Source organism: Brevibacterium sp. ZH18, from assembly GCF_022748595.1.
Lineage (GTDB): Bacteria > Actinomycetota > Actinomycetes > Actinomycetales > Brevibacteriaceae > Brevibacterium.
The window spans coordinates 1-18,759 of sequence record NZ_JALDSX010000017.1 but is presented as its reverse complement, the minus strand read 5'-3'; the positions used below and the strand labels follow the sequence as shown (position 1 = coordinate 18,759).

19 protein-coding genes are annotated in these 18,759 nt (G+C 63.3%); 9 read left to right on the top strand and 10 right to left on the bottom strand.

Going from position 1 to position 18,759, the window contains the following annotated elements; translation table 11 throughout:
- Positions 1-232: 232 nt before the first annotated feature.
- From MPN20_RS08375 to MPN20_RS08365, 3 genes are read right to left on the bottom strand one after another with little or no spacing between them, the layout of a single operon-like run.
- Positions 233-829, bottom strand: coding sequence for an AAA family ATPase (locus MPN20_RS08375; RefSeq protein WP_242781097.1), 597 nt, complete (start codon positions 827-829; stop codon positions 233-235).
- On the bottom strand, positions 826-2,223 hold the full coding sequence (locus tag MPN20_RS08370) for an MFS transporter (RefSeq protein WP_242781096.1): 1,398 nt from the start codon (positions 2,221-2,223) through the stop codon (positions 826-828). The genes MPN20_RS08375 and MPN20_RS08370 overlap by 4 nt, the downstream gene beginning before the upstream one ends.
- Positions 2,220-2,882: a hypothetical protein gene (locus tag MPN20_RS08365; RefSeq protein ID WP_242781095.1), complete on the bottom strand. Its 663-nt coding sequence runs from the start codon at positions 2,880-2,882 to the stop codon at positions 2,220-2,222. Before MPN20_RS08365 ends, MPN20_RS08370 begins: the two co-directional genes overlap by 4 nt.
- Before the next feature lie 146 nt (positions 2,883-3,028).
- On the opposite strand from MPN20_RS08365, the gene MPN20_RS08360 reads away from it, so the two are divergent.
- Positions 3,029-3,799, top strand: a complete 771-nt coding sequence (locus tag MPN20_RS08360; protein ID WP_242781094.1) for a DeoR/GlpR family DNA-binding transcription regulator — start codon at positions 3,029-3,031, stop codon at positions 3,797-3,799.
- A 118-nt stretch (positions 3,800-3,917) separates the two neighbouring features.
- Here the strand turns inward: MPN20_RS08360 and sucD are convergent, their stop codons facing one another.
- Positions 3,918-4,814, bottom strand: a complete 897-nt coding sequence (sucD, locus tag MPN20_RS08355) for a succinate--CoA ligase subunit alpha (RefSeq protein ID WP_242781093.1) — start codon at positions 4,812-4,814, stop codon at positions 3,918-3,920.
- A gap of 18 nt (positions 4,815-4,832) precedes the next feature.
- Positions 4,833-5,999, bottom strand: a complete 1,167-nt coding sequence (gene sucC / locus MPN20_RS08350; protein WP_242781092.1) for an ADP-forming succinate--CoA ligase subunit beta — start codon at positions 5,997-5,999, stop codon at positions 4,833-4,835.
- Positions 6,000-6,195: 196 nt separating this feature from the next.
- Here sucC and MPN20_RS08345 point away from each other — a divergent pair, with 196 nt between their 5' ends.
- The 4 genes from MPN20_RS08345 (at position 6,196) to MPN20_RS08330 (ending at position 9,581) form a co-directional block, all read left to right on the top strand.
- Positions 6,196-6,690 carry a MarR family transcriptional regulator gene (locus MPN20_RS08345; RefSeq protein WP_242781090.1) on the top strand — a complete coding sequence of 165 codons (495 nt, stop codon included), beginning with the start codon at positions 6,196-6,198 and terminating at the stop codon, positions 6,688-6,690.
- 4 nt (positions 6,691-6,694) lie between these two features.
- The gene (locus MPN20_RS08340) at positions 6,695-7,375 is read left to right on the top strand and encodes a GNAT family protein (protein WP_242781089.1); all 681 of its coding nucleotides are present in this window, start codon (positions 6,695-6,697) and stop codon (positions 7,373-7,375) included.
- Positions 7,376-7,627: 252 nt separating this feature from the next.
- Entirely contained in the window at positions 7,628-8,341 is a 714-nt protein-coding gene (locus MPN20_RS08335; RefSeq protein WP_242781088.1) for a hypothetical protein, read from the top strand.
- Between the two features lie 31 nt (positions 8,342-8,372).
- The gene (locus MPN20_RS08330) at positions 8,373-9,581 is read left to right on the top strand and encodes an FAD-dependent monooxygenase (protein ID WP_242781087.1); all 1,209 of its coding nucleotides are present in this window, start codon (positions 8,373-8,375) and stop codon (positions 9,579-9,581) included.
- Positions 9,582-9,598: 17 nt separating this feature from the next.
- On the opposite strand, the gene MPN20_RS08325 is transcribed toward MPN20_RS08330, so the two are convergent.
- From MPN20_RS08325 to MPN20_RS08305, 5 genes are all read right to left on the bottom strand, one after another.
- On the bottom strand, positions 9,599-10,057 hold the full coding sequence (locus tag MPN20_RS08325) for a hypothetical protein (protein WP_242781085.1): 459 nt from the start codon (positions 10,055-10,057) through the stop codon (positions 9,599-9,601).
- Positions 10,054-11,160, bottom strand: a complete 1,107-nt coding sequence (locus MPN20_RS08320; protein ID WP_242781084.1) for an adenosine deaminase — start codon at positions 11,158-11,160, stop codon at positions 10,054-10,056. Before MPN20_RS08320 ends, MPN20_RS08325 begins: the two co-directional genes overlap by 4 nt.
- A 135-nt stretch (positions 11,161-11,295) precedes the next feature.
- Positions 11,296-12,441 (bottom strand): BMP family ABC transporter substrate-binding protein, encoded by a 1,146-nt coding sequence (locus MPN20_RS08315; RefSeq protein ID WP_242781083.1) that lies wholly within the window; start codon positions 12,439-12,441, stop codon positions 11,296-11,298.
- Positions 12,442-12,491: 50 nt separating this feature from the next.
- On the bottom strand, positions 12,492-13,718 hold the full coding sequence (locus tag MPN20_RS08310; protein WP_242781081.1) for an amidohydrolase: 1,227 nt from the start codon (positions 13,716-13,718) through the stop codon (positions 12,492-12,494).
- Between the two features lie 110 nt (positions 13,719-13,828).
- On the bottom strand, positions 13,829-14,944 hold the full coding sequence (locus MPN20_RS08305; RefSeq protein ID WP_242781079.1) for a mannose-1-phosphate guanylyltransferase: 1,116 nt from the start codon (positions 14,942-14,944) through the stop codon (positions 13,829-13,831).
- A gap of 345 nt (positions 14,945-15,289) precedes the next feature.
- Between MPN20_RS08305 and sdhC the strand changes: the two genes are divergently transcribed.
- The 4 genes from sdhC to MPN20_RS08285 are packed head-to-tail and all read left to right on the top strand — an operon-like array spanning position 15,290 to position 18,683.
- Positions 15,290-15,667, top strand: coding sequence for a succinate dehydrogenase, cytochrome b556 subunit (gene sdhC / locus MPN20_RS08300; RefSeq protein ID WP_242781078.1), 378 nt, complete (start codon positions 15,290-15,292; stop codon positions 15,665-15,667).
- Position 15,668: 1 nt separating this feature from the next.
- Positions 15,669-16,121, top strand: a complete 453-nt coding sequence (locus MPN20_RS08295) for a succinate dehydrogenase hydrophobic membrane anchor subunit (RefSeq protein WP_242781076.1) — start codon at positions 15,669-15,671, stop codon at positions 16,119-16,121.
- 10 nt (positions 16,122-16,131) lie between these two features.
- Positions 16,132-17,892: a succinate dehydrogenase flavoprotein subunit gene (sdhA, locus tag MPN20_RS08290; RefSeq protein ID WP_242781074.1), complete on the top strand. Its 1,761-nt coding sequence runs from the start codon at positions 16,132-16,134 to the stop codon at positions 17,890-17,892.
- Complete coding sequence (locus MPN20_RS08285) at positions 17,892-18,683, top strand: succinate dehydrogenase iron-sulfur subunit (protein ID WP_242781073.1); 792 nt, start codon at positions 17,892-17,894, stop codon at positions 18,681-18,683. The genes sdhA and MPN20_RS08285 overlap by 1 nt, the downstream gene beginning before the upstream one ends.
- The last annotated feature ends 76 nt before the right edge of the window (positions 18,684-18,759 follow it).

Here is an 18,759-nt window from a genome sequence, read left to right as displayed (position 1 = left end):
ATTCACACACTCAGGCTATCGCCACTTGACCATCCCGCACAGCCGGTTCCACCAACGACCTCTGCCCAGGCATGATCTGGTGCCGACGGCATGGAGGGCGAAGCCACCGGTGCGCGATGACAGCGGTGGTCAGCGCGGGTCAGCGGTGGGTCAGCGGTTGGTCAGTGCTGGTCAGCGCGGGTCAGCGGTGGTCAGCGCGGGTCAGCGCGGGTCAGCGGTTGATCAGCGGTGGTCAGCGCGGGTCGCTTAACTGTCGCTCGATCTGAGCGATGACCTCAGCACGGTCGAAACCGTGTCGTGCATTGTCGACATGAATGACCTCGGCTCCCGTCCATCTGCAGTCGACCGCCGATGCCTGAGACCAGAACTCATCCCAGTTCGCAAGCTTCCATCGATCGCGTGAGAGCCCACGAGCCGCGACCCTGCTTCGAATCGCCTCGCCATCAACGGCCACGCGAACGACGACCCAGTCAGCTTCAGGCCAGGCATGGTCTGCGGCATTCTGTTCAAGGAAGGCAGGTTCCGGCAGATACCTGCCGAACGGGCCGTCGAGGACCACACTTCGCCCCAGACGCAGGTTGGTACCCGCCACCGCCATCAGCGTCTGGTACTCGAGATCCATCACCTGCCCCTGATAGACCGGATTGTCGTCGCGGCTGGCCGGGTCCGTTCCGGCGATCTCAAGCAGCGCTTCAGTGAGCCTGCCGCAGACCTCGTCCTTGTCGAGATACGCCGCCGCGTATTCCTCAGCAAGGGCCGTGCTCACACTGGATTTGCCGCTGCCAGCAGGTCCGATGACGATGAAGATCGTCGGTCGATCGATGCTCATCGCTGTTCCTGCGAGCGGTCCTTGACGAAGAATCCGTAGGAGATCGCACCGACGACAAGCAGGACTGCGCCCACCATGAAGACCGAGTTGAAGTTACCGGTAGTGTCAACCAGCCAACCGGTGACGATCGGGGCAAGGGCCGCTCCGATGAATCCTCCGAAGTTCTGAATGGAGCCCAAGGACGCCACCTGTTCGCTCGGCGCCACGTCGGAGGCCAGAGTCCACAGACACCCGATGGGAACCTGGGAGAAGAAATAGCCGAGGCTCAGCAACGCGATGATCGTCGAGACGTTGTCGACATACGCCGTCGGGAAGACCGAGGCGGCCGCCAGGACGGCACCACCGACGATGGGAACCTTGCGGGCGAAGATTGCCGGCCGACCCTGTCGGATGAGGTAACCGGAGAACCAGCCGCCGGTCAGAACCCCGAGGACTCCCATCAGGAATGGCAGGGCCGCCAACCAGCCGGTCTCCTGCAGGCTGAAGCCGAGATCGGTCTCAATGTAGCTGGGCAGCCAAGTGAGATAGACCCAGACTGTGTAGAAGATGCCGAATGCACCGATGATCATGAAGTAGGTGTTGGGCTGAGCGAAGAGCGTGCCCCACCCCACCTTCTTCGCACCTTCAACGATGACGTCGGCATCGGACGTCGCACTTGCGGACGTCGCACCTGCGGACGCTTCGTGCCCTGGGGTGTGGGGTGATGCGGCCCCCGCGGAACCGTTCGAATCGGCCTGTTCATCCGGATCGGTGAAACCGTCTTCGCTCTTGAGGATGTACTCCTCACGCAGAGTCGGGTCCCGGTAGATGCGCAGCCACACAACCATGACCAGGAGGCCGAGGACGCCGACGACGATGAACATCCCGCGCCAGGACATCGTCATCAGAAGGAAGGTGAGCAAGGGAGGAGCCAGCGCATTCGCGATCTGAGAACCGGTGTTGACCAGCGCAATCGGGAACGCTCGTTCCTTGGAGGAGAACCAGCGCTCGTTGACTTTGAGGCCAGCGGTGAAGAACGGAGACTCCGCAACGCCGAGCGCCACGCGGAGAGCATAGAGCACCCCGAAGGAATTCGCGGCGGCGGTCACGATTCCTACGAGCGACCAGGCACCGGAGGCGAAGGCAAACATCTTCTTGGCACCCAGCTTGTCGACGAGGTAGCCCGCGGGCAGGTTCGCAATCGCATAGGGCCAGGAGAATGCCGAGAGAAGCAGACCCATCTGAGTCGCACTGAGATCGAATTCTGCGGCGATGGTCGTATTGCCGATGCTGAGCGTGGAGCGGTCGAGGTAGTTGACGATTCCACCGACGACGAGAAGTACGACGAAGACCCAGCGCAGCCGCCGCGGATTCTCTGTCCGCTTCTTCCTGCTCTGAGCCGTGACCGCGCTCATCCCTGGACTCCGAGTCCGCGCGCCGCGGAGATTGCTTCGAGCATGGCACGAGCAGCGATGGTGACATCGTTGTAGTCGCCGCTGGCCTTGGCGGCCTTGGTGACATAGCTGCCGATTCCGATGGCTGCGGCACCCGCGGCGATCCATTCCCCAACGTTGTCGGGATTCGCACTTCCGGCCGGCAGAATCGGAGCCTGTGCCAGCGGGGCGCGAACAGTCTTGAGATAACCGGGACCTGAAATCTCTGTGGGAAAGAGCTTGACAATGTCGGCACCGGCACTCAAGGTATCAACGACCTCGGTGGGCGTGAAGGCACCGCTGATGCTCACAGCCTGATATCGGTTCGCGACGTTGAGCATTCCGGGATCAAGGTTGGGGCTGACGAGCATCTGCGCGCCTGCATCGACGCAGGCGAAAGCCGACTGAGCATCCAGCACGGTTCCGGCGCCGATGACGATGCCCTGCGAAGCGTATTCCTCACTGAGCTTCGTGATGATCCGTTTGGCACCGGGGACCGAGAGTGTGATCTCCAAGGCGCGGATCCCACCGGCGATCGCCGCGTGGGAGACAGCCAGCGCCTCCTCCTCGGAATCAAGTCGAATGATGAGTACGGCGCCGGTGTCGTGAATAGCCCGCAGGGCCTCGAACTTCGTTAACATATTCACGCACATTATCACAATAATTCACAGACTCTGGGAATCTATGTGAATGAGTGTGCACTGTTGATACTCTCGAATCTGTGCCCACACAATCCAAGCATTCCACGCCACTGACGCCTCCCTCGCCGCGGAGTTCTTCCGCTCCGATGATCCCCGATCAGCGGCAGCATGAGATCGTCGAACTCCTGCGCACCTCAGTGGTCCTCAGCGTCCGTGAACTCACAGCCAGGATGAATGTTTCCCATATGACTGTGCGGAGAGACATCGCCGCACTGGAAGACGCAGGACTGGTCGAGTCGGTGCACGGCGGCGTCCGCCTGCTCGACCAGAGAAGCCAGGAGACTCCCGTCGAACGCGCTCCCCGGGCAGCGCTCGAGACAACCGCCAAACAGTCAATCGCCCGAGCCGCCGCGACGCATGTCCGCCCCGGCTCCACAGTGTTCCTCGACGCGGGCACCACGTGCGAGGCACTGGTCGGGCAGCTGACAGACATCGCCGGCCTGACAGTCGTCACCAATGACTTCCTCTCAGCCATGCGGCTCATGGATGAGAACATCACAGCGGTTCACACCGGCGGTTTCGTCGACATCAACAGCGGTTCATCCAGTGGCCCTCTGGCCGCGGCGACGCTGTCCAGCCTGTCGATCGACATCGCGTTCCTCAGCGCCGGGGCCTGGGATATCGACCACGGCCTGACCACGTCGGAGACCGACAAGCTCATCCTCAAACGTGCCGCCAGAGAAGCTGCAGGGCGAACGATCCTCCTTGCCGACTCCGGGAAGTTCGGCACCCACGCCCGACTCCGTGCCGTCGCACTCGAAGACCTTGATCTGATCATCACCGATGACAGAGTGGCGTCAAGCGATCGACATCGACTCGATGACCTTGGCATCGCTGTCGAATTCGCGGCCCTCTGAGACTGCAGCACCTGAGACTGCAGCACCGGCACCACCGCATGCACGAAGCCCGCCTCCGAGACCGGAGACGGGCTTCGATGCTGTTCTGCGATTCAGCCGAAGCTGATCATCAGACGGCTCAGGCGAGGATTTCGCGCATGAGTTCAGCAGTTTCGGTCGGGGTCTTGCCGACCTTCACTCCTGCAGCCTCAAGTGCTTCCTTCTTGGCTGCCGCGGTGCCTGAGGAACCGGAGACGATGGCGCCGGCGTGGCCCATGGTCTTGCCCTCAGGAGCGGTGAAGCCCGCGACGTAGCCGACGACCGGCTTGGTCACGTTGTCCTTGATGTAGGCCGCGGCGCGCTCTTCGGCGTCTCCGCCGATCTCGCCGATCATGACGATGGCGTCGGTCTCAGGATCGTTCTGGAACGCCTCAAGCGCATCGATGTGAGTGGTGCCGATGACCGGGTCACCACCGATCCCGATAGCCGTCGAGAAACCGAGATCCCGCAGTTCGTACATCATCTGGTAGGTCAGCGTGCCGGACTTGGAGACCAGTCCGAGGCGGCCCTTCTTGGTGATGTTGGCCGGGATGATGCCGGCCAGCGATGCCTCGGGCGAGATGATGCCCGGGCAGTTGGGTCCGATGATGCGGGTCGCGTTGTCTGCGGCCTGAGCGCGAGCCCAAACCTCAGCAGCGTCCTGAACCGGGATGCCCTCTGTGATGATGACGAGCAGGCCGATCTTGGCGTCGATGGCCTCGATGGCCGCATCCTTGGAGAATGCCGGCGGCACAAAGGCCACTGACACGTCGGCGCCGGTGGCTTCCATCGCTTCAGCGACCGAACCGAAGACGGGCAACTCAACCTCGTTGCCGTCTTTGTCGTTGTGCTTGACGGTGGTTCCGGCCTTGCGGGCGTTGACACCGCCGACGACGTTCGATCCGGCTGCGAGCATGCGCGCAGTGTGCTTGGTTCCTTCGCCGCCAGTGATGCCCTGGACGATGATCTTCGAATCGGAATTCAGGAAGATAGACATGGGTGTAAAGACCTTTCCTTACTTGGCAGCAAGTTCGGCGGCCTTGTCGGCTCCACCGTCCATGGTGTCGGTCAGAGTGACGAGTGGGTTCGCGGCTTCCTTGAGGATCGCGCGCCCTTCTTCGACGTTGTTTCCGTCGAGGCGGACGACGAGAGGCTTGGTCGCCTGGTCGCCGAGGATCTCAAGCGCCTTGACGATACCGGTAGCGACAGCGTCGCACGCGGTGATTCCGCCGAAGACGTTGACGAAGACCGACTTGACCTGGTCATCACCGAGGATGACGTCGAGTCCGTTGGCCATCACCTCTGCGGAGGCGCCGCCTCCGATGTCGAGGAAGTTCGCAGGCTTCACGTTGCTGTGCTTCTCACCCGCGTAGGCGACGACGTCGAGGGTCGACATGACCAGGCCGGCACCGTTACCGATGATTCCGACTTCGCCGTCGAGCTTGACGTAGTTGAGGCCCAGCTTCTTGGCCTTGAGCTCGAGAGGGTTCTCCGCGCTGACATCAACCAGTTCTTCGTGCTCCGGGTGACGGAAGTCAGCGTTCTCGTCGAGGGACACCTTGCCGTCGAGGGCGATGATGTCACCGGCACCGGTCTTGACCAGCGGGTTGACCTCTACGAGAGTGGCGTCTTCCTTCTCGAAGACGGTCCACAGGCTCGTGAGCACAGGGGCGATCTTCGCAGCGGTCTCGGCATCGAAACCGGCAGCCTGTGCGATCTCTTCGGCCTTCGCCGCATCGATTCCGTCGATGGCCGACACGGGGATCTTGGCGAGAGCTTCCGGACGTTCCACCGCGAGCTGCTCGATCTCCATGCCGCCTTCCTTGGAGCACATGGCCAAGTAGGTGCGGTTGGACCGGTCGAGCAGGACCGAGAAGTAGTATTCCTCAGCGATGTCTGCGCCTTCGGCGATCATCACCTTTTCGGTGATGTGACCCTTGATATCGAGACCCAGGATCTCCTTGGCGCGGGCTTCGGCCTCGTCAGGGTTCTTAGCGACCTTGACGCCGCCGGCCTTGCCGCGGCCGCCGATCTTGACCTGAGACTTGACGACAACGACGCCGCCGCCCAGATCCTCGGCTGCCTTCTTCGCTGCTTCTGGTGTCGTCGCGACCTGAGCCTTGAGCACGGGCACTCCGTGCTTCTCGAACAGGTCACGTGCTTGATACTCGAAAAGATCCACGTGTATTCCTTCGTTTCTGCTGCGGCGTCTTTTGGCTCCGCAGGTGCGTTGACGGATGCAACAACCACCAACCACTTTATTCCTATACACGCACTTCCATCCAAACGTGCAGGCCAAATCAGCCAATGAGTAAGAAATGTCTCGTCAAAAAGTATCTTTGGCACAAAGATTCTTGATATGGACGTAAAATCGGACCATGGACGAGGTTGATCGGATTGTCGCAGCGTGGCGCCATGAGCGCCCGGACCTCGACGTGTCCCCGATGGAGATCCTCTCCCGTGTCTCGCGTCTGGCCCGCCAATTGGATCTGGCCCGGAAGACGAGCTTCACCGACTACGGCATCGAAGGCTGGGCCTTCGACGTGCTCTCAGCTCTGCGTCGATCCGGTGAGCCCTACCAGCTCTCCCCCTCCGCTCTCCTGCAGGAGACCCTGGTGACCAGCGGCACCATGACCAACCGGATCGACCGCCTGGTCACCGCCGGTTGGGTCGAACGCCTGCCCGATCCGGACGATCGCCGCGGAGTCCTCGTCCGCCTCACCGAAGGCGGCCGCGCGACCGTGGACTCGGCCCTGGCCGATCTCCTGGTCAAGGAGCACGACCTCCTCAGCCGTCTGACCCCAGCGGGACGACGTAAGCTGGCCTCACTTCTCCGTGAACTCTCCACAGGTTTCGACAGTGACGAGGAGTGACGACATGGACCAGCAGGACCTGACGCACTGGACCGGGGTGGAACCGCCTCGGCGCGAGACGATCCACGGTCGATACATCGACCTCGAACCCCTCGACCCGGCCCGTCACACCGATGCGCTCTTCGCAGCGACTTCAGCCGAAGGCATCGAGGATCGATTCCGCTATCTGCCCCAGCGCCCACAGACGTCGCGGGAGGACTTCGACGAGTGGATCGGCACCGCAGCCCAGTCACCAGACCCATTGTTCTTCGCAGTTGTCGACCGTTCGACCGGACGTGCCGAGGGCAGGCAGGCGCTCATGCGCATCGATGCGGCCAACGGCGTCATCGAGATCGGCAACATCATGTGGGGCCCTGCGCTGTCTCGCACCCGCGCCGCCACCGAGGCGCTCTTCCTCTGCGCGGATCTCGCCTTCGCCGCCGGGTACCGACGCTTCGAGTGGAAGTGCGATGACGACAATGAGCCGTCCAAGCGAGCAGCAACGCGCTTCGGATTCACGTTCGAAGGCACATTCCGTCAGCATCTCGTGGTCAAAGGCCTCAACCGCAACACCGCGTGGTTCTCGATCATCGACTCCGAATGGCCGACGCTGCGCGCGGCCTATGTGCAGTGGCTCGACGAGGACAATTTCGACGACGACGGCCGGCAGAAGGTCGGACTGCGCGAGCTCATCGCCGCCCGCTAGTCCGTTCGTCCGGTACCCGCTCGCCGACAGCCGCGGGTCGTTCGCCTACCTGCCCCGATCGCTGGCCGCGCCTGGACGACTATTGACTCTGCGCCAGGACGAGGGGACTGGCACCAGGACGATTGGGCCGGTACCGGGACGATTGGGCCGGCGCCAGCGCGTCCGCCCGGGCCGAATCGTCCCCTCGGATTAGGCTGGAGACCAGATCTAAGATTCAGTTCACGTGCCACGACGACTTTCTCACGAGGAACCATGCGACTTCGCTCCCTTGCCCTGCTCTCCGCCGCCGCTCTGCTGGCCACGACGACAGCCTGCGTGTCGACACCTGAGGAGACCCGTCCTCAGCCGCGCCCCTCCGTGAGCGAAGAGGAGGTCACCCCGATTGAGACGCCGGACGATGCGCCGAAGGTCTCGATCGTCGACACCTCCCCTGGCGGCGCGAAGGACGGAGATCCCCTATGGCAGGGCCTCGCCGAGGCGGCTGCGAACAAATCCGACGCCTATCTGAAGGTCTATGTCCACGCCGGCAACCCCGACGTCCCCGATTCCGGGGACGCGACGGTGACCGCGGACAGTCCCGACAGTGTGAGCGTGACCGTCGACTCGAAGAACGTGGATACCGAGAAGTCACCGTTCCTGCTCATCCACGGCACCTTCACCGTTGAGGAGATCGGTGGATCGGCCTACACGCTGAAGGCCAAGAACTCCGACGACATCCCCGAACTCGACCCCAAGGGCCCCGACGACGAAGCTCGATGCACGGCCGATGATGCCCAGGACCGGATCTCACTGGCCGCTGACGACCTTGCCGCAGATCCTAAGAAGCGTGAAGAGTTCCGTCAGCAGTGGGGCGCATCCCCTCAGGTCTGGTGGGGCATTCAGATGACAGCAGCCAGCCTCAACGAAGAGGGCGGCGTCGCCGGCGACTTCCTCACCGAAGCCTGCGGCGAGTACCTCGGCCAGTAGTCTCCACCACGGACGGCACCGGGAGGCCACGATGAGGATCGCAGTAGTCGGCGCCGGGATCGGCGGGTTGGCCGCGGCTGCGGGTCTCCAGCGCGCGGGCGCCCAAGTCGCGGTGTTCGAGCGAGCCGCCGAGGTGCGGGCCGCGGGATCGGGCCTGTCGATCTTCGCCAACGGACTCCGGGCTTTGGAGTTCCTGGGCCTGGGAGAGCAGTTCGCCGCCGTCACGGACAAGCGCGTCGAATCATTCACTGCCGGACAGAGGCGCCCGGATGGGCGATGGATTGCCGAAGTGCCCAGCGATTCGGTCGGCGAACTCCGGATAGTCGACCGGGCAGACCTCCATAGAATTCTCCTCAACGCACTCGACGAGGGCACGGTTCGCACTTCGGCCGAGGTCACCTCGGCGGGGGACGATGGGACATTGGCACTCAGATCGGCCTCCGATCCGAGCATGCACCCTGACGCTGAACTCACTGAATACTTCGACCTCATCGTCGGTGCAGATGGACTGCACAGCCGAGTGCGTGACAGCGTGCAGTTGGGCATCGGATCTCGCTATTCCGGATACTCGTGCTGGCGCGGAATCACAGATCGTCCGGTGGACCTGGCCGGTGCTGCAGGGGAAACGGTGGGCCGAGGACTGCGATTCGGGATCGCTCCTCTCAAGGACGGCCGCGTGTACTGGTTCGCTGTGGCCAATATGGCGCAGAATGCGACCTTTGCCGATGAGAAGTCAGCGGTGCGCGATCTCTTCGCCCGATGGCATGCGCCGATCGCTGAACTCATCGCGTCCACGCGGGCTGATCGGATCCAGCGAACTCCGATCGCCGACCTCTCCACTCCCCTGTCGAGCTATGTCAGCGGACGCGTCGTGCTCCTCGGCGACGCTGCCCACGCGATGACGCCGAACCTGGGGCAGGGCGGCGGACAGGCGCTCGAGGATGCCGCCACTCTGACGGCGCTGCTGGCGCCCTCGGTCGACCGTACGCAGGTCGACCATTCACAGGTCGACCGAGCTCTCGAGTGTGCGCACATCGACCGAGCTCTCGAGCGCTATGACGGGCTGCGCCGGAAACGCAGCCAAGCGATTGCGAAGCGATCTCGGACCCTGGGCGCGTTGTTCCAGCTCGAATCACCGACGTTGGCGGGAATTCGCAACGCGATTCTCAGCGCGGTGCCATCGAGGCTCATTGCGTTCCAAGCGGCCAGTGTCCAGAAATGGGCGCCGCCGAAGCTCTGACGGCGACGCAGTGGGTGTCAGTCAGTGAGCGCCCGGTTGTAGGCATCGACGACCGGCGGCAGGAAATAGCCGATGATGACCGCCAACGCTGTCACGAGACAGCCGAGACCCAACCACAGCGAACCACCGATGACGCTGAAGGCGAAGACGATGACGAGCAGTTCGAACGCGATCGCCGCCGGGCGAGCCCAACGGTGGAGTTTCCAGGAACCGCGCGCCGCAGCTGCCACGCCGGCCGCGAAGATGAGGAACATCACGGCCAGGCCCAGGAGCGATCCGGCCAGATCACCAGCGCTGAATGCGGTGAGGATGAACGACAGAGCAGATCCGAGCAGGGCCAGGACCTGGATACCGAGCACTACGACGACAAGGAGCATCGCCCGCGGGGTGGGAACACCGTGCCCGGCAGGCTCAGCCGAACCACCCGACGGCTGAGCACCGTCGGGTGTGTTCGAGCGTTTGTCCTTCGAACTCAAATATTCACCCGGGCGAACCCTGGGATGAGGATCTCGTCAAGCATGCGCTCGCGCACATCGAGGGGCAGGAAGGCGGCGGTGACCGCATTGACCGTGGCCCACTCGAGGTCGGTCTGAGTCCATCCGGCCTCATCGACGAGCAGACGCATCTCACGCGTGACCGAAGTGCCCGACATCAGTCGGTTGTCCGGGTTGATGGTGACGGCGAAGCCCAAGTCTTTGAGTCCCGTGATCGGGTGGGAGGCGATGGTTCCGCCGATGTCCGTCTGCAGGTTCGAACTCGGGCAGAGCTCGAGCGGGATCTGCTGATCGAGGACCCACGCGGCGAGGCTGCCCAGCTGGCCCTCACCATCGACGATGTCCATATCTTCAACGATGCGAGCACCGTGACCGATGCGCTGCGCGTGGCAGATCGTGACCGCCTCGTGGATGGATTCCTTGCCTGCGGCCTCACCGGCGTGGATCGTCACAGGAACGTAGGCCTGGTGCAGTGCATTGAACGCTGAGAGGTGCGCCGACGGCGGGAATCCCTTCTCCGGTCCGGCGATGTCGAAGCCGACTACACCGGACTCCGAGCCCTTCTCCCGATGGCGAATCGCGAGTTCGGCAATGGCCAGCGCATTGTCGGCCTGACGCATAGCTGTGATGATCTGACCGACCCGGATGAACTTGCCGTCCGCCGAGGCTTCGACGACTCCGGCCTCGAGGCCTTCCTGGACGGCTTCGACGACATCGTCGAGTTCGAGTCCGCGCTCGAGGTGCTGCTCGGGTGCCCACCGGGCCTCTGCATAGAACACTCCGTCGGCCACCTGGTCGAGAACCCATTCCTTGGCCACTCGTGCCAGACCTTCACGGGTCTGCATGAGCGCCACCGTGTGGGAGAACGTTTCGAGGTAACGGACCAAGTCGCCGGAGTTCGCGGAATCGCTGAACCATTTGCCGAGCGCTTCCGGCTCGGAAGCCGGCAGCTCGTGGCCGATCTCGGCTGCGAGCTCAATCATCGTCTCGGGGCGCAGTCCGCCGTCGAGGTGATCGTGGAGGGAGACTTTGGGCAACTGCAGGATGGGATCGTCTGATGCGACTCCGGCGGGATTATTCAACACCCGCACAGCTTATCGGATGCTGGTGCGAGAACGGTGACAGAAATGCCCGTCATGAACCATGTCGCAAAGATGAGGAGTCAACCCTGTGATCAGAAGCCAATCGACCCCGAACTCTGAAGCCAGCAGCGTCCATGTTCAGGACTTCTCGGGATCGATGTCTCCGCTCTTGATCCGCTCGCGCAGATCCGCAATGCTGCGCCCGGCGTCCGAGACCCTGCTGAGGAACCCGTCCTCGGCGGCGATGCCGACGCCGCCGTTGTCGAGGGTGCCCTCATAGTGACGTTTGGAGACGAGGAACCCGCCCATGTCGACAGGTTTGGCCTTCGACGGTTCAACCAGCTCGTCGGGATTCTTGCTCTGCGGCCATTCGGGGAACATCGTGCGCAGGCCTCTGCGGATGTTCGGTTCGATCGTCGCGATGATCGTCTTGCTGAATGCCCCCGCGGCCCCGTACCAGACGATCTTCGGCAGGATCGCGTCCGCCTCGCCGTCGGGTTTCGGCTCCGCGCTCCGACGCTCCATCCGAGCGTCCGTCGCGGCTGTGACCACACCCATCGCTGCCGCCGATCCGAAGGGCACCATGACGTCGACGTCCGCGTCGTCGGCGGTGTCGAAGAAGGATCGCCCGGCAGCCTCGGTGTCGGCCACAGTCCTCGCACTGACCGACGAGTCGCGGTAGGACTTCACCCGCTCGACGTCTGCGTCCGATTCTTTGTTGTACAGATCGACTCCGCCGTCGAAGGCCCTCAGGATCTTCTTCGCCTGCGGAAAGCCCTGCGAGACGACGGCCGAGACCTTGCCCGTCTCGCTGGCCGTCGCGGCGATGTAGCCTGCGATGAAGGCCGGCGGAACGAGGTCGAAGTCAATGCTGAGAACATTCTTCGGGAAGTCCTCATGACCACTTGCGACTCCGAGGAACAGATCATCCGAATTCTGCCTGGCGTGGTCCCCGAGTTCAGTGGCACCGCCTGGTCCGATGACCGTAGTCAGGGAGCAGTGCTGGGCGCTCATCCTCTTCAGAGCCGCCGAGGTGGCAGATGAGTCCGAGACGCGCTGGCTCGAGGTTGCGGAGAAGATTCCGGCAGATCGAGCCAGCTCCGTCTCGTCAAGCGTGAGCGCCCCGGCCGAGTGGTCCTCGAATCCTGCGGGAGCCGAGACCAAGCACCCCGTGGTCGCGTCTTCGGGAGGTTCAGGTGCGGTCACCGAACAGCCGCTCATGGCCACGAGGCACAGCGCACTGAAGCCGGCGCCGAGCACCGTGGTCATGGCCTTCGTTCTCATATCTCCAAGATTATCGGTTCAGCCTGAGTCCCCGGTCCGGTCGGGCTGTACTACTTCCGCCCCAGGACCTTCAGCGCGGTGGCGGTGAAGATCCGAGCGGCGATCTCAACGCTTCGCTCGTCGATGAGCAGGTCACCCTGATGGATGTCGTAGGTGGTGCCGCCGGGGGTGCGGGTGCCCATGCGCACCAGGGCGCCGGGGCAGTGCGTGAGGTACCAGGCGAAGTCCTCCCCGCCCATGGACTGCGGGGTGAGCTGCACTGAGTTCTCGCCGAGTTCGTCGCGAACGGCAGCCTCGATGAGGGCGACCTGGTCCTCTGTGTTGACCACAGGCGGCACACCGCGGCGATGTTCGAGGTCGACTTCGACCCCGTACGGGCCGGCGATTCGTTCGACCAGCTCAGGGATCACCTCGGCGACCTGATTCCAACCGTCGACGTCGAGGCAGCGCAGCGTGCCGCGCAGAAGCCCTTCGCTGGGAACAACGTTCGCGGCGTGACCCGCGCTGATTTCGCCCCAGACGAGGGAGATCGCGTGCCGGGGATCGATGAGGCGGCCGAGCGTCGACGGCAGATCGGTGGCCAGCTTGCCGAGTGCGTAGACGAGGTCCTCGGTCAGGTGCGGTCGGGACGTGTGCCCGCCATGACCGGACAGGCGGATGATGACGGTGTCACCGGCGGCGGTGATGGCGCCGATGCGGGAGCCGATCCGTCCGACGTCGACGTTGGGGTCGCAGTGGACGGCGTAGACCTCGGGCACGTCGTCGAGGACTCCCTGCGAAATTACCCGCAGGGCACCGCCAGGGGTGACCTCCTCGCCGGGTTGGAAGATGAGTCGCACACGCCCGCCGAGACCGCCGGGTGTGGACTCGTGGAGTCTCTGCAGCGCAATTGCAGCGCCGACGAGTCCCGTCAGGTGCACATCGTGGCCGCAGGCATGGGCGACTCCGGGGACCGTGGACTTGAACTCCTCATCGATGAGGTCATCGATGGGCAGGGCGTCGATGTCGGCGCGCAGAGCCAGCGCGATCGGCCCCTCACCGACTTCGCAGACGACGCCGGTGCCATCGAGGCGGACCGGCTTGAGACCGGCCTGCTCGAGTCGCCGGACGATCTTGTCCGTGGTCTCGAACTCCTGGAAGGACAGTTCCGGATGAGCATGGATGTCGCGGCGGAAATCGATGAGTTCTGCACCGATCTCGGCAATGGTCGAGCTGATCACGTCTGATCCTTCGGGGAGCGCAACGCCGTCGGGGCGCGGGTCGGTTTTCTGAAACATTGTCTGCAATGTTAGGCACCGATTGTCTTATTTGACCGCAATGCGACCAATTTCGACATACTCCGCGCGGCGGGGTGGCGATGCTCAGCGCCGCGGGGCGGACAAGCACATTACAGAAGGTCGTCGAGACCGCGCTCCCCCGCGGCCGAGACCGCCTTCTTCACATCTTGGGCGTGCGAACGGGACGTAATGAGCAGAACGTCCTCGGTGTCGACGACGACGAGGTCGTCGAGGCCGACGATGGCGACCGTGCGCGGCTGCTTGGATTCTGAGAAGACGACCCCTGAGGCGTCGATCTCGAGGAGGTCGCAGTTGCCGCCGATGGAGATGACTCCGGCAGGCTCCCCCGGCACCGGCTGCCGCAGTCGGGCGACCGAGTCGAAGTCACCGACGTCGTCCCAGCCGAAGTCACCGGGGATGACGATCACCCGTCCGGCCTCGGCGGCGGGCTCGGCCACGACGTAGTCGATGGCTCTCTTCTCCAACCCGGGCCACACCTCGGCGAGCACTTCCGCTTGGGTATCGGTCCCCCAGGCCTCGGCAATCCTGCTCAGCCCCGCGTGCAGGGCAGGGTCCTCGGTCTCGAGGACCTCGAGCAGCGCTGAGGCCTTGGCGATGAACATACCGGCGTTCCAGCGGTATCGGCCGGAATTCACGTAGCGGCGGGCCGTGCTGGCGGCGGGCTTCTCGGCGAACGCCTTCGCCCGTCGCGCCGTGGGCGCCCCCTCGAGGCCGAGCAGATCCCCGGTCTCGATGTAGCCATAGGCGGTGGCCGGGTTGCGCGGCATGATGCCGACGGTGACGATGTCCCCGGTCTCGGCAGCGATGCAGGCCTGATCGATGACGAGACGGAACTCGTCGACGTTCGTGATCGAGTGGTCAGCGGAGAACGACCCGACGATCGCGTCAGGATCCCCCTTCGCGATGAGCATTGTTGCGAGCCCGATGGCAGCGGCCGAGTCCTTCGGCGAAGGTTCTGCAACGATCTTGGTTCGGGACAGTTCGGGAAGCTGGTCAGCAACCTGGTCGAGGTGACTCTCTCCGGTCACGACCCAGACGTTCTCCGGCTTGACGAGCGGAGCCACGCGATCCCAGGTGGATTGGAGCAGGCTCCTCCCTGTGCCCAACACGTCGTGGAGGAATTTCGGTGATGCCTTGCGCGAGAGCGGCCAGAGACGAGTTCCGGATCCGCCGGCGGGGATGATGGCGTGGAAGTGAGTGTTCACGCCTCCAGTGTCTCAAAGTTCGGGCACCGTCTCAGCGATGTTGTCCGCCGTGTCGGAGTGAGGCAAACCCGAACTCACCGCCAGACCACGGCACGGCCCGACGCCACCCGAGCCCCACCTCGGCGAGGATTTCTCCTCCCAGGTCAGCACACGAAACGGATTCATTAGGGCACATGGACGTGCCGTAATTGAATTTCAACGTTTCGCGCCGACGCCATTCTGAGGGAACTGCCAGGAACTTAATGTGATCCACCACCCTCGACGGCGCTCCGACTGGCAACCGGACGGCGTTGGGCGTAGTTTCTTGATGTAACCAGTCGAATTATCCAAGATGGAGGATGCTCCGTGGCCAAAGCGTCTACGGGCACTCTGTACCGAGGAAATGAAGGAATGTGGTCCTGGGTCGCGCATCGCGTCACAGGCGTCGGAATCTTCTTCTTCCTGTTGGTCCACGTGCTCGATACTGCACTCGTCCGCGTCTCGCCAGAGGCTTACAACGCCGTGATCGGAACCTATAAGACTCCGGTCATGGCCTTCGGCGAGATCGCACTCGTTGCCGCAATCGCATTCCATGCGTTCAACGGTCTTCGCGTCATTCTCGTCGACTTCTCGAAGAGCGGACCGAAAAATCAGAAGAAGCTGTTCTGGGGAGTCATCATCGTATGGCTCATCATCATGATCGCCTTCGTGCCCCGCCAGCTGATGCACACGTTCGGAGGCTGACATGAGCACAACATCGATCCCGGCACCGCGCACCGGCTACTCGCGGCACAAGTCAACACGTTCGAAGTTCGAGATGTTCGCATGGCTGTTCATGCGAGTCTCCGGCATCGTCCTCGTGATCCTCATCTTCGGCCACCTCTTCGTCAACCTGTGGGCCGGCGAAGGCGTTCAGGCCATCGACTTCGGATTCGTCGCAGGCAAATGGGCCAGCCCGTTCTGGCAGATCTGGGACCTCCTGATGCTCTGGCTGGCCATGCTGCACGGCACCAACGGCCTGCGCACCATCATCATGGACTATGCCGAGAAGCCAGGTACCCGCATGAGCCTTCAGGTGATCCTCTACATCGCCTCGGCCATCGTCATCGTGCTCGGCACGCTCGTCATCTTCACCTTCGATCCCTGCCCGGCCGGAGCCGACCCAGCACTGCTGGCGTCGTTCTGCTCGGCCGCATAAAAGGAGAAACATGCAGGTACATCATTACGACGTGGTCATCGTCGGTGCCGGTGGCGCAGGCATGCGCGCGGCGATCGAGTCCGGCCAGCGTGCACGCACAGCGGTCCTGACCAAGCTCTACCCCACCCGGTCACACACCGGTGCCGCCCAGGGCGGCATGTGCGCCGCACTGGCGAACGTGGAAGAGGACAACTGGGAATGGCACACCTTCGACACCGTCAAGGGTGGTGACTACCTGGTCGACCAGGACGCCGCCGAGGTGATGGCCAAAGAAGCCATCGACGCCGTCCTCGATCTCGAGAAGATGGGGCTGCCCTTCAACAGGACCCCTGAAGGCAAGATCGACCAGCGTCGCTTCGGTGGTCACACCCGTGACCACGGCAAGTCCCCGGTTCGTCGCTCCTGCTACGCAGCCGACCGCACCGGCCACATGATCCTCCAGACTCTGTACCAGAACTGCGTCAAGCACGGCGTCGAGTTCTACAACGAGTTCTACGTCCTCGACCTGATCATGACCGAGGTCGACGGAGTCCGCCGCCCGGCCGGCGTCGTGTCCTACGAACTGGCCACCGGTGAGATCCACGTCTTCCAGGCCAAGTCGGTCGTCTTTGCGACCGGCGGCGTGGGCAAGGTCTTCAAGACCACCTCGAACGCGCACACCCTGACCGGTGACGGCATGGCCGTGACCTACAACCGGGGCATCCCGCTTGAGGACATGGAGTTCTTCCAGTTCCATCCCACAGGCCTCGCCGGTCTGGGCATCCTGCTCTCCGAGGCGGCCCGTGGTGAGGGCGCGATCCTGCGCAACTCGGAGGGTGAGCGCTTCATGGAGCGCTACGCTCCGACGATCAAGGACCTCGCTCCACGTGACATCGTGGCCCGTTCGATGGCCAACGAGGTGCGCGAAGGCCGCGGTTGCGGTCCGAACAAGGACTACGTCCTGCTCGACCTCACCCACCTCGAGCCTGCGCACATCGATGCGAAGCTGCCCGACATCACCGAATTCGCTCGCACCTACCTCGGTGTCGAGCCGTACACGGAGCCAGTCCCGGTCTTCCCGACTGCGCACTACGCCATGGGCGGCGTGCCGACGAACATCAAGGCAGAGGTGCTGGCCGACAACGACACCGTCATCCCCGGCCTCTACGCCGCGGGTGAGGTCGCCTGCGTGTCCGTGCACGGTTCGAACCGACTGGGCACGAACTCACTGCTCGACATCAACGTCTTCGGTAAGCGCGCCGGCATCGCCGCCGCGGAATATGCGAAGACCGCCGATGACGTCGTGGTCCCGGAAGGTTCCGAAGGAGACGTCGTCGCGCTGCTCGAAAAGATGCGGACGTCGGACGGAACCGAGCGCATCGGTGCTATCCGCAAGGATCTGCAGGAAGTCATGGACGCCAACGTCCAGGTCTTCCGCACCGACGAGACTCTTCGTGCCGCACTGGACGAGATCGCGAAACTGCGCGAGCGCTACGACAACGTCGGCATCCAGGACCGTGGCAAGCGGTACAACCTCGACCTGCTCGAGGCAGTGGAGCTGGGCTTCCTGCTTCAGCTCGCAGAGGTCATCACCACTGCCGCCATCCACCGCAAGGAATCACGCGGTGGCCACTTCCGGGAAGACTTCCCGAAGCGTGACGACGAGGGATTCATGCATCACACGATGACCTACCTCGATCCCGATTCCGAGACCGAAGGCATCCCCGGCATGCGCCTGGAGACGAAGCCCGTCATCGTCACCCGTTACCAGCCGATGGAGCGTAAGTACTGATGAGCACCGATAGCACAACTGCGGAACCAGCATCGAAGATCGACCTGCCCGACCACATCGCCGGCGACAGCGGTTCGATCCCCTCTTTCGACTGCACCTTCCAGATCGCTCGTTTCGATCCTGAGAACGACGAGGAAGCGCACTGGGAAGAGTACAAGGTCACGATGTACGGCACCGACCGTGTCCTGGACGCCCTGCACAAGATCAAGTGGGAGATCGACGGTTCGCTGTCCTTCCGCCGGTCCTGCGCTCACGGCGTGTGCGGATCCGATGCCATGCGCATCAACGGTCGCAACCGTCTGGCCTGCAAGACCCTGCTCAAGGATCTTGACACGTCCAAGACGATCACCGTCGAGGCCATCAAGGGTCTGCCCCTGGAGAAGGACCTCATCGTCGACATGGAGCCCTTCTTCCAGTCGTACCGCGAGATCATGCCCTTCCTCATCACGTCAGGCCACGAGCCGACACGTGAGCGCCTGCAGTCCGCTGAGCAGCGCGAGGCTTTCGACGACACCACCAAGTGCATCCTCTGCGCTTCGTGCACCTCGTCGTGCCCCGTGTTCTGGACCGACGGCCAGTACTTCGGACCGGCTGCCATCGTCAACGCGCACCGTTTCATCTTCGATTCGCGTGACGAGGGCGGAGACATGCGTCTCGAGATCCTCAACGACAAGGAAGGCGTGTGGCGTTGCCGCACCACCTTCAACTGCACCGAGGCCTGCCCCCGCGGCATCGAGATCACCAAGGCGATCGCCGAGGTCAAGCAGGCAGTCCTGCAGCGCGCATTCTGATGTAGGCCCGCGCGTCCTGACTTCTTGAAGTCCTGGCGTCCGCGCAGCCTGATTCGAATCGCCGAGGCGGCCGTGC

Bases quoted from the DNA above. Each gene is read 5' to 3' on its own strand.
- MPN20_RS08375 (WP_242781097.1), bottom strand. From the start codon at position 829: ATGAGCATCGATCGACCGACGATCTTCATCGTCATCGGACCTGCTGGC.
- MPN20_RS08370 (WP_242781096.1), bottom strand. From the start codon at position 2,223: ATGAGCGCGGTCACGGCTCAGAGCAGGAAGAAGCGGACAGAGAATCCG.
- MPN20_RS08365 (WP_242781095.1), bottom strand. From the start codon at position 2,882: ATGTTAACGAAGTTCGAGGCCCTGCGGGCTATTCACGACACCGGCGCC.
- MPN20_RS08360 (WP_242781094.1), top strand. From the start codon at position 3,029: ATGATCCCCGATCAGCGGCAGCATGAGATCGTCGAACTCCTGCGCACC.
- sucD (WP_242781093.1), bottom strand. From the start codon at position 4,814: ATGTCTATCTTCCTGAATTCCGATTCGAAGATCATCGTCCAGGGCATC.
- MPN20_RS08345 (WP_242781090.1), top strand. From the start codon at position 6,196: ATGGACGAGGTTGATCGGATTGTCGCAGCGTGGCGCCATGAGCGCCCG.
- MPN20_RS08340 (WP_242781089.1), top strand. From the start codon at position 6,695: ATGGACCAGCAGGACCTGACGCACTGGACCGGGGTGGAACCGCCTCGG.
- MPN20_RS08335 (WP_242781088.1), top strand. From the start codon at position 7,628: ATGCGACTTCGCTCCCTTGCCCTGCTCTCCGCCGCCGCTCTGCTGGCC.
- MPN20_RS08330 (WP_242781087.1), top strand. From the start codon at position 8,373: ATGAGGATCGCAGTAGTCGGCGCCGGGATCGGCGGGTTGGCCGCGGCT.
- MPN20_RS08315 (WP_242781083.1), bottom strand. From the start codon at position 12,441: ATGAGAACGAAGGCCATGACCACGGTGCTCGGCGCCGGCTTCAGTGCG.
- MPN20_RS08310 (WP_242781081.1), bottom strand. From the start codon at position 13,718: ATGTTTCAGAAAACCGACCCGCGCCCCGACGGCGTTGCGCTCCCCGAA.
- MPN20_RS08295 (WP_242781076.1), top strand. From the start codon at position 15,669: ATGAGCACAACATCGATCCCGGCACCGCGCACCGGCTACTCGCGGCAC.
- sdhA (WP_242781074.1), top strand. From the start codon at position 16,132: ATGCAGGTACATCATTACGACGTGGTCATCGTCGGTGCCGGTGGCGCA.
- MPN20_RS08285 (WP_242781073.1), top strand. From the start codon at position 17,892: ATGAGCACCGATAGCACAACTGCGGAACCAGCATCGAAGATCGACCTG.